Origin of the sequence: Demequina silvatica, from assembly GCF_000971215.1 — a bacterium.
In the GTDB taxonomy this organism is placed as follows: domain Bacteria; phylum Actinomycetota; class Actinomycetes; order Actinomycetales; family Demequinaceae; genus Demequina; species Demequina silvatica.
The window spans coordinates 132,484-147,845 of the sequence record NZ_BBMA01000007.1 but is presented as its reverse complement, the minus strand read 5'-3'; the positions used below and the strand labels follow the sequence as shown (position 1 = coordinate 147,845).

Here is a 15,362-nt window from a genome sequence, read left to right as displayed (position 1 = left end):
ACAGGCCCCGGACGATATCGCTGGTCATGACCGCGCGGCTTCGAGGCGACGTTCGAGGCACACGAGCGGATTGGAGTTAATGGTCACCGCTGGAAGATAGTGCACATCACGGCGACATCGCGATGAGCAAATGATTGCTGGGTCATGTCACTCCATGCAAAAAGTCCTGGTAACCCGTGAGTTACCAGGACTTTCCGCTTGCTACACGTCGGGCTGACAGGATTTGAACCTGCGACCCCCTGACCCCCAGTCAGGTGCGCTACCAAGCTGCGCCACAGCCCGTGACAGCGGTTAACTATATCGGAAACTTGGGCGGCCAAAGACCACCGAGCACCCCGAAACTGACGTAACAACGTCACCCCCGTTCCCGCCGACACGGCCCGCAACCGCCGCATCGTCCCTCGCAACCCCTACGATCGCGATACTGCTCAAGGACGAGGAGAACCGTGCTCGACACCGCCATCATCGGCGCCGGCCCCGCGGGCCTGGCCGCCGCGCACGCGCTCAAGGAGCGCGGCCTCCCCTACACGCACCTCGAGCGGCACGCGGCCGTCGGGGGCCTGTGGGACATCGACAGCCCGGGCAGCCCCATGTACGAATCGGCGCACTTCATCTCCTCGAAGACACTCTCCGGCTTCCCCAGCTTTCCCATGCCGGACAGATACCCCGACTACCCGAACCACCGCCAAATCCTCGCCTACATCCGCGCCTTCGCGGCGGAGAACGGGCTCGACGAGGGCATCGAGTACAACACGGCAGTCCAGAGCGTCGAGCGCACCGACACCGGCTACCGCGTCACCCGCGCGGACTGCCGCGCCACCGACCACGCGCACGTGGTCATCGCAAGCGGCGTGCAGTGGATCCCCAACGTCATCGACCTCCCCGGCACCTTCACCGGCGAGGTCCGCCACACCGTCACGTACCGCAGCGCCAAGGAGCTCGAGGGGCGGCGGGTCCTCGTGGTCGGCGCCGGCAACTCGGGCGCGGACATCGCCTGCGACGCGGCTCGCAGCGCGGATCACGCGGTCATCAGCCTCCGCCGCGGTTACCACTTCATCCCCAAGCACGTGTTCGGGAAGCCGTCGGACGTGTTCGCGGACGGCGGCCCCACCATGCCGATGTGGCTCGAGCAGCGCGTCTTCGGCGGCCTGCTCCGGGTCCTCAACGGCGACCTCACACGGCTGGGCCTCCAGAAGCCCGACCACCGGGTGTTCGAGACCCACCCGCTCATGAACACCCAGCTGCTCCACCACCTGGGCCACGGCGACATCACCGCGCGCCCCGCCATCGCGGACATCCAGGGCACCACCGTGACGTTCGCGGACGGCTCGACCGAGGACGTCGACCTCATCCTGCTGGCGACCGGCTACCACCACGAGGTGCCGTACGCGCAGGACCTCATGGGCGACGGCCCGCATCCGGACCTCTACCTCACCGCGTTCTCGAAGAACCCCGGGCTGTACGGCGTCGGGTTCGTCGAGACGAACGGCGCCGCGTACGTGCTGATGTCGCAGCTCGCGGCGATGATCGCGCAGCACATCGAGGACCGCGAGCGACGGCCCGAGCGCTGGCGGGAGTTCGAGCAGGTGATCGCGACGGATACGCCCGACCTCACGCGCGGCATCCGGTTCGTCGACTCGCCGCGCCACGCGGGCTACGTCGACGGCGTCGCGATCACGCGGTACCTGCACAGGACCGCCCGGCGCATGGGCTGGAGCATCCCGTGAGGCGGGCCTTCGAGTTGGCCGACCGGATCGTCGTGGTGACCGGCGGCGCGGGCGGCATCGGGTCCGCGTTCGGAGCCCTCGCGGCGGCCAGGGGCGCGCGGATCATCGTGGTCGACGTGAGGGACGATGCTGCGGCCAGGGCCGTCGCGGCCCTTCCGGGCGGCGAGGGTCGCCACGCCGCGGAGACCTGCGACCTCACGGACAGGGCGCAGGTCGAGGCGTTGATCGCGCGGATCGGCTCCCGTCATGGACGGATCGACGTGCTGGTCAACAATGCCGGGATGACCAGCGCGGACCGCTTCGACGAGCGATCCGTGGAGAGCATCGAGCGCGAGCTCGCCGTCAACCTCACCGCTCCCCTGGTGCTGACCCGGCTCGCGGTGCCGCTGCTGCGGGCGTCCGACGACCCGCGCGTCATCACCACCGTGTCGCTGGGAGGGATCTTCCCGCTCGGGGAAACGCCTATCTATACGGCGAGCAAGTTCGGTCTGCGCGGCGCGATGCTCTCGATCGCGCTGGACCTGCGCGACAAGGGCATCACGGTGTGCTCGGTGCTGCCGTCCGCCACCGACACCCGGATGCTGCGTCAGGAGGCGCTGGACGGCGGCAACTCGCTGCAGTTCCAGGACCCGCCGCAGTCGCCCGAGCACGTCGCGCGCACCATGATGCGGCTCCTGGACCGGCCGCGCCTCGAGGCCTACCCGCGTCCCAGCGAGTCCCGGCTTGTCCGCGCCGCGCTGCTGGTGCCCAACGCTCTCCCCCGGCTCATGCCGCTGTTCCGCGGCAAGGGCGAGCGCGGGCAGAAGCGTTACCTGCGGCAGTTGAGGGACCGGGGACTCATCGCGACGGTGGACGGGGTGGAGCGCGCGGTCGACGCGTGAAGCCCTCGCGCCGGATCTACGCGGTGGGCCGCGCCGCTCCGTGGATGCGCACGGTGTTGCGTCCGGCGGCCTTGGCCTCGTAGAGGGCGTCGTCGGCGCGGCCGAGGATCGCCTCGAGCGTGTCTCCCGGCGTGGCGGGCGCGACGCCGTGGCTCGCCGTCGGGGCGTCCGGCACCGTGCCTGCCTGCGACGCGACGAACCGCCGCGTCACCGCATCGGCCCGCGCGGCGGCCTCGGCGACGGTGACGTCCACCATGACCGCGACGAACTCGTCGCCGCCCAGGCGACCCACCACCTCGCCGTCCCCCAGCTCCGCCTGCCAGGCCCGCGCGAAGGCGACCAGCGCCTTGTCGCCCTCGGCATGGCCGCGGGTGTCGTTGACGCGCTTGAAGAAGTCCAGGTCGGAGACCACCACGGCGCACCCGACCGCTCGGCGTGCGGCGTCCGTGAGGAGCGCGTCCGCGCGCGCGAGCAGCTCGGCGCGGCCGAGCACGCCGGTGAGGTCGTCGGTGGTGGCGCGGAGACGCAGCTCCTCGCGCTGGCCCGCCTCGGCCAGGTGGGCGGCGGCGAGCGTGACCGCGGTGACCGTCGCGATGAGCACCAACGTGGTCTGGCCGGTGCCGCCGACGGTCTGGAAGAGCTCGCTGTCCGGGCCCTGCGCGATGAAGGCGAGCAGGCGCACCGCGTAGAAGACCGCGTAGACGGTGGCGGCGACCGCGAAGGTGAGCAGCGCGCCACGCCTCGAACCGTTCGACCCGGTGGCGGCGCGCCGCTCAGCGAGCCACATCCGCCACATCTCCGCCCCCGCCGCGCCCACGGCGCCGCCCATCGCGCCCAGGAAGTAGGCGCCGCCGGCCCAGGTGTGGTGCCCGGGGTCGCCCAGCACGCCGGTGAGGAGCGCGCCCGCGGCGAGCGGGATCGCGACCCAGCGCGACACGGAGGCGCCCCGCAGCGATCGCGCGGCGCGCAGCACCATGAGGCCGCCGATGACACCCGTGGTGTTCGCGAGCGGCACCGTCACGGCCTGCGCCGCGGAGCCGTTGCCCATGAACAGGACCGTGCTCACGCCGTACGCGACCAGCGCGCGTGCCCACCAGGTGAGGATGGGCGCCCCCGACGTCCGGCGCAGCACGATCACGGTGTGCACCGCCGCCAGCCCGACCACGATGGCAAGCGCGAGGCGCACGCTCATCGGATCGATCACCTCCACAGCGTACGGATCGGCTCCGACGGCGGGAAGGGACGTGTGGCCGTCGTCACATGTGCGCCGTTCGCCCGGGTTGTCGGCGCCACCGCCTACCCTGGGGGCATGGCACGCGTGCTGATCACCTCCTTCGAGCCGATGCCCGGCGCCATCGCCGAGGCCTCCGCGGACGCCGCCCGGATCCTGGCGGAGACGTGGCATGGAAACGCCGAGATCGTCCACCGCGAGCTCGCTCCCGTGTACAAGGAGGCCGCCCGGCGCCTGCGTGCGTCCGTGGCGAAGCACCTCCCGGACGCGGTGATCGTGGTCGCGACCCAGCCGGGCGCCCCGGCGGTCACCGTCGAGCGGCTGGCGGTCAATCTCGACGATGCGACGGTTCCGGACGCGCAGGGCGTCCAGCCGGTCGACGCTCCCGTGGTCGAGGGCGCCTCCGCGGCGCTGTGGTCCACGCTGCCGGCCAAGGAGATCGTCGCGGCGCTCGAGGCGCGCGGGCTGCCCGCGCGGCTGTCGCTCAACGCGGGCAGCGGGCTCGCCAACCACGTGTTCTACGTGATGCAGCGCGAGCTTGCCGAATGGGGCGTGCCGAGCGGCCTGATCCAGGTGCCCGCCACGCCGCAGATGGCGCTCGCGGGACCGGCGCTCCCCGCCGAGGTGCTTGCGGAGGCGTTGCGCACCGTGGTCGACACCGTCATGGGCGAGCACTCGGAGCCCGCCACGGTCCTCGACGAGGAGGACGAGTCCGAGGCCACCCAGCCGTTCCTCATGCCCATCGCGGAACCGATCGTCGGCAACACCCCCGCCTACGGGCTGCCCCTGGCTCCCGCGCAGCCCGAGGCTCCCGCGCCGGAAACCGTGCCCGCCGGGCCCGCCACCTGGTCCCCCGCGACGGGCGAAGTGCCCGCGGCCCCGGGGGCGGAGGCGCCGGAGCCCGAGGCCGCCGAGCCCGCGGAATCCCCCGAGCCCGCGCCCGCCGAGGAGGAGTCGCCCGCCTACCGGGCCCCCACCTGGGACGAGATCATCTCGGGCCACCGCGACAACTGAACCCCCGCATCGTCCCCCCGGAGGAACCATGGCCCACGGCCTCGCCACCAGCGTCACCCTGTCCCTGCCCGCGTGGCTGATCGAGGAGCTGCCGGACCTGCCCGACGCGCTCGCGACGCCCGAGGAGCAGATGGCGCTGGTGCACCGCCTCGCGGACCGCAACTGGCGCGAGGGCGGCGGCGGGCCGTTCGCGGCGATCGTGGTGGACGCGGTCACGGGCGAGCTGGTGTCGGTGGGCGTGAACGTGGTGCTCGGCACGGGCATCAGCGCCGGCCACGCCGAGGTGATGGCGCTCGCGCTGGCGCAGACGCGCCTGGGCACGTGGGACCTGGGCGAGGAGCGCGAGCTCGCGCTGGTGGTCAACTGGCGCCCGTGCGTGCAGTGCTACGGCGCGACGCTGTGGTCGGGCGTGCGGCGGCTGGTGGTCGCGGGCGAGGGTCCGGAGCTCGAGCGGCTCACGCGGTTCGACGAGGGCCCGGTGGTCGCCGACTGGGCCGAGCAGTTCGAGGCGCGCGGGATCGCCGTCACCAGCGACGTGCTGCGCGAGGAGGCGCTGGCCGTGTACCGGGCGTACGGCGAGTCGAGCGCGACCGTCTACAACGCGCGCGGCACCGGGCCCATCGAGGCGCATCCGTGACGTCGGCCGCGAACGTCGAAGCTCTCGAGCGGGCCTCCGGGCGCGACTGGGCCGGATGGGTCGCGGTGTTCGAGGCGGCCGGTGGGCCTTCTCTTGGTCATCGCGAGCTGGTCGCGGTCGCCTATCGGGACTTGGGGCACGTCGACAACCCCGGCTGGTGGGCGCAGATGACCGCCGTCGCGTACGAGCAGCACATCGGCCGCCGCGCTCCCGGGCAGCGGCAGGACGGTTCGTACGAGTGCTCGGTCAGCCGCACCCACGGCGGCACGCTGGATCAGGCGCTCGGGGCGTGGCTCGAGGTCGCCGCGGGGCTTTCCGGGGTGGGCGGGGTGCCGTTCGCTGGTTCGGCCACCTCGACCGCTACTCCCGCGTATAGGCGGTGGCGCGCTGCTCTTTCCGATGGGTCGCGCCTGCTCGCGGAGGTGAGCCTGCGCGCCGACCGCGCCGTGGTGACGCTCACGTGGTCGCGGCTGCCCTCGCCGGAGGCGAAGGATGAGGCGCGTCCGGTGCTGAAGGCGTTGCTCGCGTCGCTCTAGGACTTTTACCAGGCTGTTCAAGCTTCTCCACATCCCTTTTGTCCTGATTGTCAGACCCCGGTGGTGTGATGGTCATATGGAAGCAGCACACCTGTTCGATGACTTGCCCGGCGGCTCTGGCGCCGGGTTCGCGTCGGCGTGTGTGGATGCTCGGGTGGCGGTGGGGACGATGCGTTCGCTGGCTTCCGTAGGCGGCTCGCCTGACGCGGTGGACAGGTTGGGTGCGGCGGCTCAGATCGTGCGCGAGATGGAGCTGGTCATCGCGCGTACCGCGCGCGATATCGAGGTGCAGTCCGATGTGCCCGGGGGTGGGCTCGCGAAGCATCACGGCTTCCGTTCCGCCGCGGATCTGGTCGCGTCAAAGATGGGTACCCACAAGGCCGAGGCGTTCCGCCTGCTCGAGATCGGCAAGGCGCTGGAGGAGAGGGAGAACGGCAAGCCCGATCCGGGTCCCGATCCGGATGAGCCGAACCCTGATGAGCCCGAGGAGAACAACCCCGACGACCCGAACCCTGATGAGCCCGAGGAGAACAACCCTCCGGATCCTCAACCGCAGCCTCAGGCGAAGCCGCAGCTGCGGTATCGGGCGATCGTGACCGAGGCGCTCCATGATGGGCTGATCTCGGCGAAGTGCGGGGCACAGATCCTGGTCATGCTCGACTCGCTGTCCGAGGAGGTGACCGACTCTGCGAAGGAGGAGGCCGCGGCTGAGCTGGTGAAGCGTGCCCACGGGTTGGATGCGTACGCGTTCGCCAAGATCGTGCAGCGGTTCAAGGCCGCCCTGGACGTGGAGCAGCATGAGCGCACGGAGGCTCAGAAGCGGCGGGCCCGGTATCTGAAGATCTGGGACAACAGCCGAGGCATGGTCGAGATCCACGGCGAGCTCGACGCCGAGACCGCCGCACCGCTACGCGCGGCCATCGACAAGATGGTCGGGGATCAGATGCGACGCAGCCGCGACGTTCCCGGCGAGGATCTGCGTTCGAGCGAGCAGATGCGTGCCGACTCGCTGGCCGACCTCGCCCGTCACGCCCTGGGCTGTGAGACCACCACCGCTCAGTTCGCCAACGTCAGCGTCGTCATCCGCGCCACCGCCGCCGACCTCGAATCGGGGACCGGGTTGGGGGAGCTGGACGGCTGCACCCAGCCGATCGGCATGACCACCGTGGGACGCATGATCACGTCCGCGATCCTCATCCCCGCCCTCATCGGCGACAAGGGTCAGGTCTTGAAGCTGGGCAGGAGGATCTACCCCTTCTCCCACGCCCAACGCATCGCCCTAGGCGAGAGGGATGGCGGCTGCGCGAAGTGCGGGGCTCCGCCCGCGTGGACAGAGGCTCACCACATCATCTTCTGGGCCAAGGGCGGCCCCACCAACCTCGCCAACGGCGCCCTGCTCTGCTCGCACTGTCACCACGTGATCCACGACGAAGGCTGGCAGATCCGCGCCACCGACACCGAGATCTGGTTCATCCCACCCGCATCAGTCGACCCTCAACGCACCCCCTGGCAAGGCGGCCGAGCACGCTTCGGCACCCCCCGACCCTGGAACAAGACCACCCGCGACGACAGCGCCAGCTCCGGCATCCCGCCCACATAACTGCCCCGCCCCGCGGCGCCACCCACCACGGGCGGCGCCGCACAAGCACGTCCAGACACGTCCAGGCACGCCCCGGAACCCCCGATCTCCGCCCCCACCGTGCGCGCGCACCACCGCCACCCGCCACCCACACGAGCCTCACCGACCCGCGCGACCCGACCCCCGCATCGTCCCGGCGGAAGCCGACGAGCGGACCCGGCGGCTATCGCGCGTCGATCCTCACGAACAGCATCGCCACCAGCCCCAGCGCCACCACCGCGATGATCCCGAGCACGCCCCAGATCACGGCACCCGTGATCGCGATCGCGACGCCGTACATCGCGGGCGCGAGGAAGGAGACCGCGCGGCCCGTGGTCGCGTAGAGGCCGAATATCTCGCCCTCCTTGCCCTGCGGGCTCACCCGCGCGAGCAGCGAGCGCGACGCGGACTGCACGGGCCCCACGAAAAGGCACAGCACCAGGCCCGCGACCCAGAACACGATCGACCCGAGGTCATGCAGGAACGCCACCGCGAAGCCCGCGAGGATCATGCCCGCGAGCGACCAGATGATGAGGCGGCGGGGGCCCACCCAGTCGTCGACCCGGCCGGCGATGATGGTCGCGAGGCCCGCCACCAGGTTGGCCGCGATCCCGAAGATCACCACCTCCTGATCGCTGAAGTGGTACGCGCGCGCCGCGATGATCGCGCCGAACGTGAAGACGCCCGCGAGGCCGTCGCGGTAGATCGCGCTGGCGACCAGGAACCAGAGGGTGGGGCGCGAGTCGTGCCAGAGGGCGCGCAGGTCGCGCCACAGCCGCACGTAGCTGCCGACGAGCGACACCTTCGGGCGGCCCGCGGCGGGCGCCTCCGGCACGAACGCGAAGATGGGCCACGCGAACGCGATCGCCCACAGCGCGCACCCGAGCGCGATGAGCCGGTAGGCCAGGCCGTTCGAGGTGTCGAGGCCCCACCAGTCGGCGCCGTCCGCGACCACCACGATCACGAGCGCCACGATCCCGCCGAGGTAGCCCAGGCCCCACCCGAGCCCCGACACGCGGCCCACGTTCTCGCGCGTGCTCACCTGCGCGAGCAGCGCGTTGTAGTGGACGCCGCCGATCTCCCCGAACACGCTGCCGATGCCGATGAGCACCACGGCGAGCAGGAAGTACGCCGGATCCGCCTCCACGAAGAACAACCCGAGCATGCACGCGATCACCGCGATGGTGGAGACGCCCAGCCACGCCTTGCGGCGGCCCGAGGTGTCGGCGCGCTGGCCCAGCACCGGAGCGAGCAGCGCGACCAGCACGCCCGCGATGGTCACCCCGAACGCCAGGTTCGACGCGACCTCGGACAGCGCCGCCTCGCGTGCGGCGTCGCCCTCGGGCAGCAGCGCCAGCTCCGGGTCGATGAACGCGTCCGACGTCAGGTACAGCGCCACGAACACGAACGTGATGATGACGGTGTTGAACGGCTGCACCGCCCAGTCCCACAGCGACCAGGCGACCACGCGCCCCCAGTGGGCGGGACGGCCGGCGTCATCGCGGGCCGCCGTGGACGAGGACACCTCGGAGGTCATGCGCCAAGAGTGCCGGTCCTCGGTGAACTGTGAGCGACCAACACGCCAACACACGCTGAACGGCGGGCGCGCAGATGGCACGATCAGGGTATGGAGGACGCCGCCACCTGGGAGGACGATGCGCTGGCCGGGTTCGAGTCGCGCCCGCTGGGGGCGGCGACGCTCGTCCGGGCGAAGACGCCGCCGGCCGCGCCCCGCGGCGCGGTGCTCCACGTGCACGGCTACAACGACTACTTCTTCCAGGACCACCTCGCAGCGTTCCTCCTCGAGCAGGGCCTCGCCTTCTACGCCGTGGACCTGCGACGCGCGGGCAGGTCGCTCCACGAGGGCGACGTCCCCCACCTGGTGGGCGACATCGCCGAGCTCGGCGACGACATGGCCGCCGCCGCGGCAGCGATCGAGGCCGACCACCCCGGCCTGCCTCTGGTGGTCCACGCGCACTCGAACGGCGGCCTCGCGGCCGCGATCTGGGCGTCCGACCGGCCCGCGCCCGCCCTATCGGGGCTGATCCTCGACAGCCCCTTCTTCGCGCCGGTGGCCACCCGGGCCCAACGCATGGCCACCGGCGCGGTGCCCGCGCTCGCTCGGGCCCGACCCCTCGCGGTGCTCCACCGTCAGCCCTCGCACTACGCGACCAGGCTGCTCGAGCCCGAGGGCGGCGGCTGGGCCTTCGACACCACCTGGAAGACCCCGCTCGGCGTCCCGGTGCGTGCCGGCTGGCTCGCCGCCGTCCGGCGGGCCCAGGCCCGCGTGGCGCGCGGCCTCGACATCCACGTCCCCGTGCTCGTCGCCCGCTCCCACTCGAGCGGCCCCGACTCCCCCGACAACCCGCTGCTCGGGTTCCAGGACACGGTGGTGGACGTCCGCGCGATCGCCCGGCACGCGCATCGTCTGGGTCCCGACGTGACCGACGCCGTCATCACCGGCGGCGTCCACGAGCTCTCCCTGTCCTCACCCGTGCCGCGCGCGGCCTACCTGTCCGCCATCCGCACCTGGCTCCCGAAGGCGATCCCATGAACCTCATGCGACCCGATCACCCGTACTTCGACGCGCCCTTCGCGGCCCTCGCGCATCGCGGCTTCTCGCTCGACGGGCTCGAGAACTCGATGGCGGCGTTCCAGGCGGCGGTGGACCTCGGGTACGCCTATGTCGAGACCGACGGCCACGGCACGGTGGACGGGGTCGCCGTCGCGCTCCACGACGCGTCGCTCGACCGCACCACCGACGCCGAGGGCGACGTCGCCGAGCTGCCCTGGTCGCGCGTCAAGGAGGCACGAATCGGCGGCGTCGAGCCCGTGCCGCTGCTCGAGGACATCCTCGGGACCTGGCCCGAGCTCCGGGTGAACATCGACGTGAAGGCGGAGTCCGGCATCGCCCCCATCGCGGACGCCATCGAGCGCACCGGCGCCCACGACCGCGTGTGCGTGGCGTCCTTCTCCGCGGAGCGCCGCCGCGCCACCGTCGCCCGCCTGAGCAAGCCGGTCGCCACGAGCGCCGGCACGTCGGAGGCGGCGCGGTTCCTGCTGGGCGGCCTCGCACGCCTGGGCACGCTGCGCTCGCTCACCGACGTCGACGGCCTCCAGATCCCCTGGCGCGTGGGCCCGGTCCCCGTGCTCAACGAGCGTCACGTGCGCCTGGCCCACAGCCTCGGCAAGGTGGTGCACGTGTGGACCGTCAACTCCCGCACGGAGATGGAGTCGCTGCTCGACGCCGGCGTCGACGGGATCGTGTCCGACCGTGCCGACGTGCTCCGTGACGTCCTCGAACAGCGCGGCCTATGGTGAGCGGGAGGAGGTGACGCGATGAACAAGACCGTCCCCACCGACGTGCCCGTCGAGGCCTTCGTGGCCGGGGTCGAGCCCTCCCGGCGCCGCGAGGAGGCCGAGGCCGTGGTGGCGCTCTTCACCGAGGTCACCGGCGCGGATCCGGTGATGTGGGGCCCGTCGATCATCGGCTGGGGCTCGGTGCACTACAAGTACGCCACCGGCCGCGAGGGCGACATGCCCGCGCTCGGGTTCTCGCCCCGCAAGGCCCAGCTGACCTTCTACGGGTTCACCGACACGCCCGAGGGCACGGGGCTGCTCGAGCAGCTCGGACCCCACACCACGAGCGTGGCGTGCGTCTACGTCAAGAGGCTGGACGCGCTCGACCGCGAGGTCCTCGCGGACCTCGCCGAGGTCACGTACAGGCGCAACGCCGAGGGCGACGCGACCGCCTGAGACCTCCCGACCGGGAGGCCGCCGCGCCCTACTTCCGCTTGCCCCGCTTCTCGCGCACGCGCACCGAGATCTGGATGGGCGTGCCCTCGAACCCGAAGTTCTCGCGCAGGCGACGCTCGATGAACCGGCGGTACTGCGGGTCGAGGAACCCGGACGCGAAGATCACGAACCGCGGCGGGCGCGTCGACGCCTGCGTGGCGAACAGGATCTTGGGCTGCTTGCCGCCGCGCACCGGGTGCGGGTGCTCCGCGACCAGCTCGCCCAGGAACGCGTTGAGCTTGCCCGTCGAGACGCGCAGGTCCCAGCTCGACAGCGCGAGCTCGAGCGCGGGCAGCAGGCGGTTGGTGTGCCAGCCGGTCAGCGCGGACAGGTTCACGCGCGGCACCCACGGGTGCTGCACCATGTCCTTCTCGATGGACCGCTCGAGCAGGAACCGCTGATCCTCGTCCATGAGGTCCCACTTGTTGAACACGAAGATCATCGCGCGGCCCGCGTCGACCACCTGCTGCACCACGCGCAGGTCCTGGTCGGTCAGCGGCGTCGACGAGTCGAGGAGCACCAGGGCGACCTCGGCGCGCTCGATCGCGGTCTGCGTGCGCAGCGACGCGTAGAAGTCGGCGCCCTTGGTCATGTGGACGCGACGGCGGATGCCGGCCGTGTCGACCAGCGTCCACGGACGCCCGCCGATCTCGACCACCTCGTCGACCGGGTCGCGGGTGGTGCCGGCAATCTCGTTGACCACCACGCGCTCCGCGCCCGCGAGCTTGTTGAGCAGCGAGGACTTGCCCACGTTCGGGCGGCCCACCAGCGCGATGCGGCGCGGCGCGTGCTCGTCGATCTCGACCTGCTCCATCTCGGTCGGCAGGATCGCCATCGCCGCGTCGAGCAGGTCGCCCGTGCCGCGGCCGTGCAGCGCGGACACCGGGTACGGCTCGCCGAGCCCCAGGTTCCACAGCGCCGCGGCCTCGAGCTCGCCCTGCGGGCCGTCGACCTTGTTGGCCGCGAGCACCACGGGCTTCTCGGCCTTGCGCAGCAGGCGCACCACCTGCTCGTCGGTCGCGGTCGCGCCCACCATGGCGTCCACCACGAACAGGACGGCATCGGCCATCTCGATCGCAGCCTCCGCGGCCTGCGCGACGGACAGGTCGATGCCCGTGACGTTCTTCTCCCAGCCGCCCGTGTCGAGCAGCGTGAAGTCGCGGCCCGCCCACTCAGCGCGGTACGCGACGCGGTCGCGCGTCACGCCCGGCTTGTCCTCGACCACCGCGAGGCGCTTGCCGATGATGCGGTTCACCAGCGTCGACTTGCCCACGTTCGGGCGCCCGACGATCGCGAGGACCGGCAGCGCCTCCTCGGTCTCGGGCAGCGGCTCGCCGGTGAGGTCCGCGAGGTCCTCGGGCGTGAGGTCGTAGTCCTCGAGCCCCGCGCGCAGCGCGGCCTCGCGGATCTCGTCGAGCGACTCGGGCGCGTCCGACTCGTGGGGGGCCGGAAGCGGCTGCTCGTCCGTCATGCGTGGTCCTTGTCTTCGCGGCCTTCACGGCGCGGGTCGTCGAGCGGAAGCTCGAGGTCTGATGTGTCAAGGGTACGGGCCACCTGGTCGCGCAGCGCCTCGGCGAGCCTCTCGGCCGCCCAGACCTGCTTCGCTCGACCGCCGCGCACGTCCGCCGGCGGGGTCAGCACCACCGGCGTGCCGAACGCCACCACCATGCGGCGCCCCGGCTTGGGCCACACGTTCACGGACTCCCCCGTGTGCCGCGACCCGACGATCGCGGTGGGCACCACCGGCGCCCCCGACTGGATCGCGAGCCACGCGGCGCCGCCGTGCACGGCCTCCGCCGTGCCCGCGCCGCGCGTGCCCTCGGGGAACACGCCCACCACGCCGCCGCGGCGCAGCACCGCGAGGCCCCGCGCGAGCGCGTCGCGCCCCGAGCCCTCGACCGTGATCTGCTGCGCCGCCCTCAGGATCGTGCCCAGCGGGCCCGTCATCATGCCCTCACGGATGAGGAAGTGCGAGCCGCGCGGGATCACGCCGTGCACCACGGGGCCGTCGATCAGCCCCACGTGGTTGCACACGACGATCGCGGCGCCCGACGCCGGCACGTTGCCGCGCCCGCGCACCTCGGTGCGCCACAGCACCCGGGCGAGGAACCGTCCGACCCAGCGGGACCAGCGCGGCCCCCACGGGCTGGGGACGGGAGCGCTCACCCGGTCACCGCATCGTCGCCCTGCTCCTCGGCCGCACGCACCTCCGCCACCAGGTCGAGCACCGCCTGGACGGCCTCCTCGATGGTGAGGTCGGAGGTGTCGAGGGTGTGGACGCCGTCGGCGGCCGTGTGGAAGGACACCACGGTGGAGTCCTTCTTGTCGCGGCCCAGCACGGCCTCGCGCACGGTGGCGAGGTCGGCGCCCTCGCCGGCGCGGCGGGCGACGCGGATCTCCTCGTCGGCGGTCATGAGGATCCGCACGTCCGCGTCGGGGGCGATGATCGTGGTGATGTCGCGGCCCTCGGACACGATCCCGCGGCCGTCGGAGTAGCCGCCCTCGAGCTCGTTCGCGATGACCTCGCGCTGCCAGCGGCCCAGCGCGGCGCGCGCCTCGAGGTTGGTCGCGACCTTCGACACGGTGAGCGCGACCGAGTCGGTGCGGATGAGCGAGGACACGTCCTCGTCCTCGAGGAGGACGCGCGGGTTCGAAGGGTCGAGCACCAGCGCCACGTTCATGGTCTCCACCATGGCCGTGACGTCGTCCTCGACGGCCAGGTCCACGCCCTCGCGCATGCACCACAGCGTGGCGACGCGGTACGTGGCGCCCGTGTCGAAGTACGCGAGCTTGAGCCGGCGCGCGACCTCCTTGGCCACCGTCGACTTGCCGGTGCCCGCGGGCCCGTCGATCGCGATCGAGATTCCGGTCATGATGCAGCGATCTCCCAACCTTGCCGCTCGAGCGCCGCGACCAGGTCGGGCGCCCGCGTGGGCAGCACGTAGAGCGTGGTGAGTCCCACCGGCTGCCGCGGCGAGTGCTCGATGGCGATGTCCTCGATGTTGACGTCCACCTCGGCCGTATGCGCGAGCAGGCGCAGCAGCTGGCCGGGGGTGTCGGGGACGATGACGGTGACCGGCGTCCAGTCGCGCGTGGCCCCGCCGTGCTTGCCGGGGATGCGCGCGACCTCGAAGCGGCCGCGGTCGATGAGGTCGGTGAGGGCCTCGCCGATGTCGTCGGCCTCCCTCACCTCCTCGAGGTCGGCGATGATGTGGTCGAGCGTCTCGACCAGGTGCGAGCGGTTGAGGCGCGCGATGTCCGCCCACATGCCCGGCAGCGACGCCGCGATGCGGGTGACGTCGCGCAGGCCCTGGCCCGCGAGGGCGACGTCGTCGGCGTGGAGGATGCCCAGCGCGGCCGCGACCGCGGACGCCGCCACCTGCGGGGCGTGCGAGACGCGGGCGACCGCGGCATCGTGCGCCTCCGCGTCCATGGTGACCACGTCGCACTGGAGCGCCTCGGGCACCCGGGCGACCAGCGCGACGGCCTCCGCGGTGGCGCCGTTCGGACACAGCACCCACGGGCGCGCCTTGAACAGGTCGCCCTGCGCGCCCAGCCCGCCCGAGACCTCGCGGCCCGCCATCGGGTGCGAGCCCACGTAGCGGGACGATGCGCCGGTCGCGTGGGCCGCGGCGGCGATGGGGGCCTTGACGCTCGCCACGTCGGTGACGATCGCGTCCGGGTAGCGGCCGAGCGCGGCCGCCACGACGGCGGCGGCGGCGGACGGCGGGACCGCGACGATGACGAGCTCGGGCGCGGCCTCGGTGGGGGCGCCGCCGGCGCCGATCGAGCGCGCGAGGGCCTGCGCCTCGGGGTCGTTGTCCTCGATGGTGACGTCCCAGCCCTCGGCGGTCAGGCCGATGCCGAGGCTCGCGCCGATCAGGCCGGCGCCCACGATGTGCGTGCGGGGAGGCATGGCGCTC

15 protein-coding genes and 1 tRNA gene are annotated in these 15,362 nt (G+C 72.2%); 9 read left to right on the top strand and 7 right to left on the bottom strand.

Translation table 11 applies throughout. The features are described from left to right. Positions 1-208: 208 nt before the first annotated feature. A tRNA-Pro gene (locus tag AOM05_RS11255) sits at positions 209-282 on the bottom strand. A gap of 164 nt (positions 283-446) precedes the next feature. Here AOM05_RS11255 and AOM05_RS11250 point away from each other — a divergent pair. Further along, a complete protein-coding gene (locus tag AOM05_RS11250; protein WP_228373280.1) occupies positions 447-1,727 on the top strand; it encodes a flavin-containing monooxygenase in 1,281 nt (426 codons plus the stop codon). Beyond that, positions 1,724-2,608: an SDR family NAD(P)-dependent oxidoreductase gene (locus tag AOM05_RS11245; RefSeq protein WP_062522286.1), complete on the top strand. Its 885-nt coding sequence runs from the start codon at positions 1,724-1,726 to the stop codon at positions 2,606-2,608. Before AOM05_RS11250 ends, AOM05_RS11245 begins: the two co-directional genes overlap by 4 nt. A 16-nt stretch (positions 2,609-2,624) precedes the next feature. Here the strand turns inward: AOM05_RS11245 and AOM05_RS11240 are convergent, their stop codons facing one another. Next, a complete protein-coding gene (locus tag AOM05_RS11240; protein WP_062522284.1) occupies positions 2,625-3,812 on the bottom strand; it encodes a GGDEF domain-containing protein in 1,188 nt (395 codons plus the stop codon). A gap of 105 nt (positions 3,813-3,917) precedes the next feature. On the opposite strand from AOM05_RS11240, the gene AOM05_RS11235 reads away from it, so the two are divergent. The 4 genes from AOM05_RS11235 to AOM05_RS11220 all read left to right on the top strand — a co-directional run bounded on the left by AOM05_RS11235 (position 3,918) and on the right by AOM05_RS11220 (position 7,626). Beyond that, positions 3,918-4,853: a pyroglutamyl-peptidase I gene (locus AOM05_RS11235; RefSeq protein WP_062522282.1), complete on the top strand. Its 936-nt coding sequence runs from the start codon at positions 3,918-3,920 to the stop codon at positions 4,851-4,853. Positions 4,854-4,881: 28 nt separating this feature from the next. Continuing rightward, positions 4,882-5,490 (top strand): nucleoside deaminase, encoded by a 609-nt coding sequence (locus AOM05_RS11230; RefSeq protein ID WP_062522280.1) that lies wholly within the window; start codon positions 4,882-4,884, stop codon positions 5,488-5,490. Beyond that, positions 5,487-6,026: a hypothetical protein gene (locus AOM05_RS11225; protein ID WP_062522278.1), complete on the top strand. Its 540-nt coding sequence runs from the start codon at positions 5,487-5,489 to the stop codon at positions 6,024-6,026. The genes AOM05_RS11230 and AOM05_RS11225 overlap by 4 nt, the downstream gene beginning before the upstream one ends. A gap of 76 nt (positions 6,027-6,102) precedes the next feature. Beyond that, positions 6,103-7,626: an HNH endonuclease gene (locus tag AOM05_RS11220; protein ID WP_062522276.1), complete on the top strand. Its 1,524-nt coding sequence runs from the start codon at positions 6,103-6,105 to the stop codon at positions 7,624-7,626. 202 nt (positions 7,627-7,828) lie between these two features. Here AOM05_RS11220 and AOM05_RS11215 read toward each other — a convergent pair whose 3' ends face one another. After that, positions 7,829-9,181, bottom strand: a complete 1,353-nt coding sequence (locus AOM05_RS11215) for an MFS transporter (RefSeq protein WP_062522274.1) — start codon at positions 9,179-9,181, stop codon at positions 7,829-7,831. Between the two features lie 90 nt (positions 9,182-9,271). Here AOM05_RS11215 and AOM05_RS11210 point away from each other — a divergent pair, with 90 nt between their 5' ends. From AOM05_RS11210 to AOM05_RS11200, 3 genes are read left to right on the top strand one after another with little or no spacing between them, the layout of a single operon-like run. Next, entirely contained in the window at positions 9,272-10,198 is a 927-nt protein-coding gene (locus AOM05_RS11210; RefSeq protein ID WP_062522272.1) for a serine aminopeptidase domain-containing protein, read from the top strand. Continuing rightward, entirely contained in the window at positions 10,195-10,965 is a 771-nt protein-coding gene (locus tag AOM05_RS11205) for a glycerophosphodiester phosphodiesterase family protein (RefSeq protein ID WP_228373279.1), read from the top strand. Before AOM05_RS11210 ends, AOM05_RS11205 begins: the two co-directional genes overlap by 4 nt. A gap of 18 nt (positions 10,966-10,983) precedes the next feature. Then, a complete protein-coding gene (locus tag AOM05_RS11200; RefSeq protein WP_062522270.1) occupies positions 10,984-11,400 on the top strand; it encodes a DUF1801 domain-containing protein in 417 nt (138 codons plus the stop codon). Positions 11,401-11,428: 28 nt separating this feature from the next. Here the strand turns inward: AOM05_RS11200 and der are convergent, their stop codons facing one another. Genes der through AOM05_RS11180 form a run of 4 tightly spaced genes read right to left on the bottom strand, consistent with a single transcriptional unit; the run spans position 11,429 to position 15,355 of the window. Further along, a complete protein-coding gene (gene der, locus AOM05_RS11195) occupies positions 11,429-12,910 on the bottom strand; it encodes a ribosome biogenesis GTPase Der (protein WP_062522268.1) in 1,482 nt (493 codons plus the stop codon). Continuing rightward, positions 12,907-13,605 (bottom strand): lysophospholipid acyltransferase family protein, encoded by a 699-nt coding sequence (locus tag AOM05_RS11190; RefSeq protein ID WP_062522266.1) that lies wholly within the window; start codon positions 13,603-13,605, stop codon positions 12,907-12,909. Before AOM05_RS11190 ends, der begins: the two co-directional genes overlap by 4 nt. Then, positions 13,602-14,312, bottom strand: a complete 711-nt coding sequence (cmk, locus tag AOM05_RS11185) for a (d)CMP kinase (RefSeq protein ID WP_062522265.1) — start codon at positions 14,310-14,312, stop codon at positions 13,602-13,604. Before cmk ends, AOM05_RS11190 begins: the two co-directional genes overlap by 4 nt. Further along, a complete protein-coding gene (locus tag AOM05_RS11180) occupies positions 14,309-15,355 on the bottom strand; it encodes a prephenate dehydrogenase (RefSeq protein ID WP_062522263.1) in 1,047 nt (348 codons plus the stop codon). Before AOM05_RS11180 ends, cmk begins: the two co-directional genes overlap by 4 nt. Between the last annotated feature and the right edge of the window lie 7 nt (positions 15,356-15,362).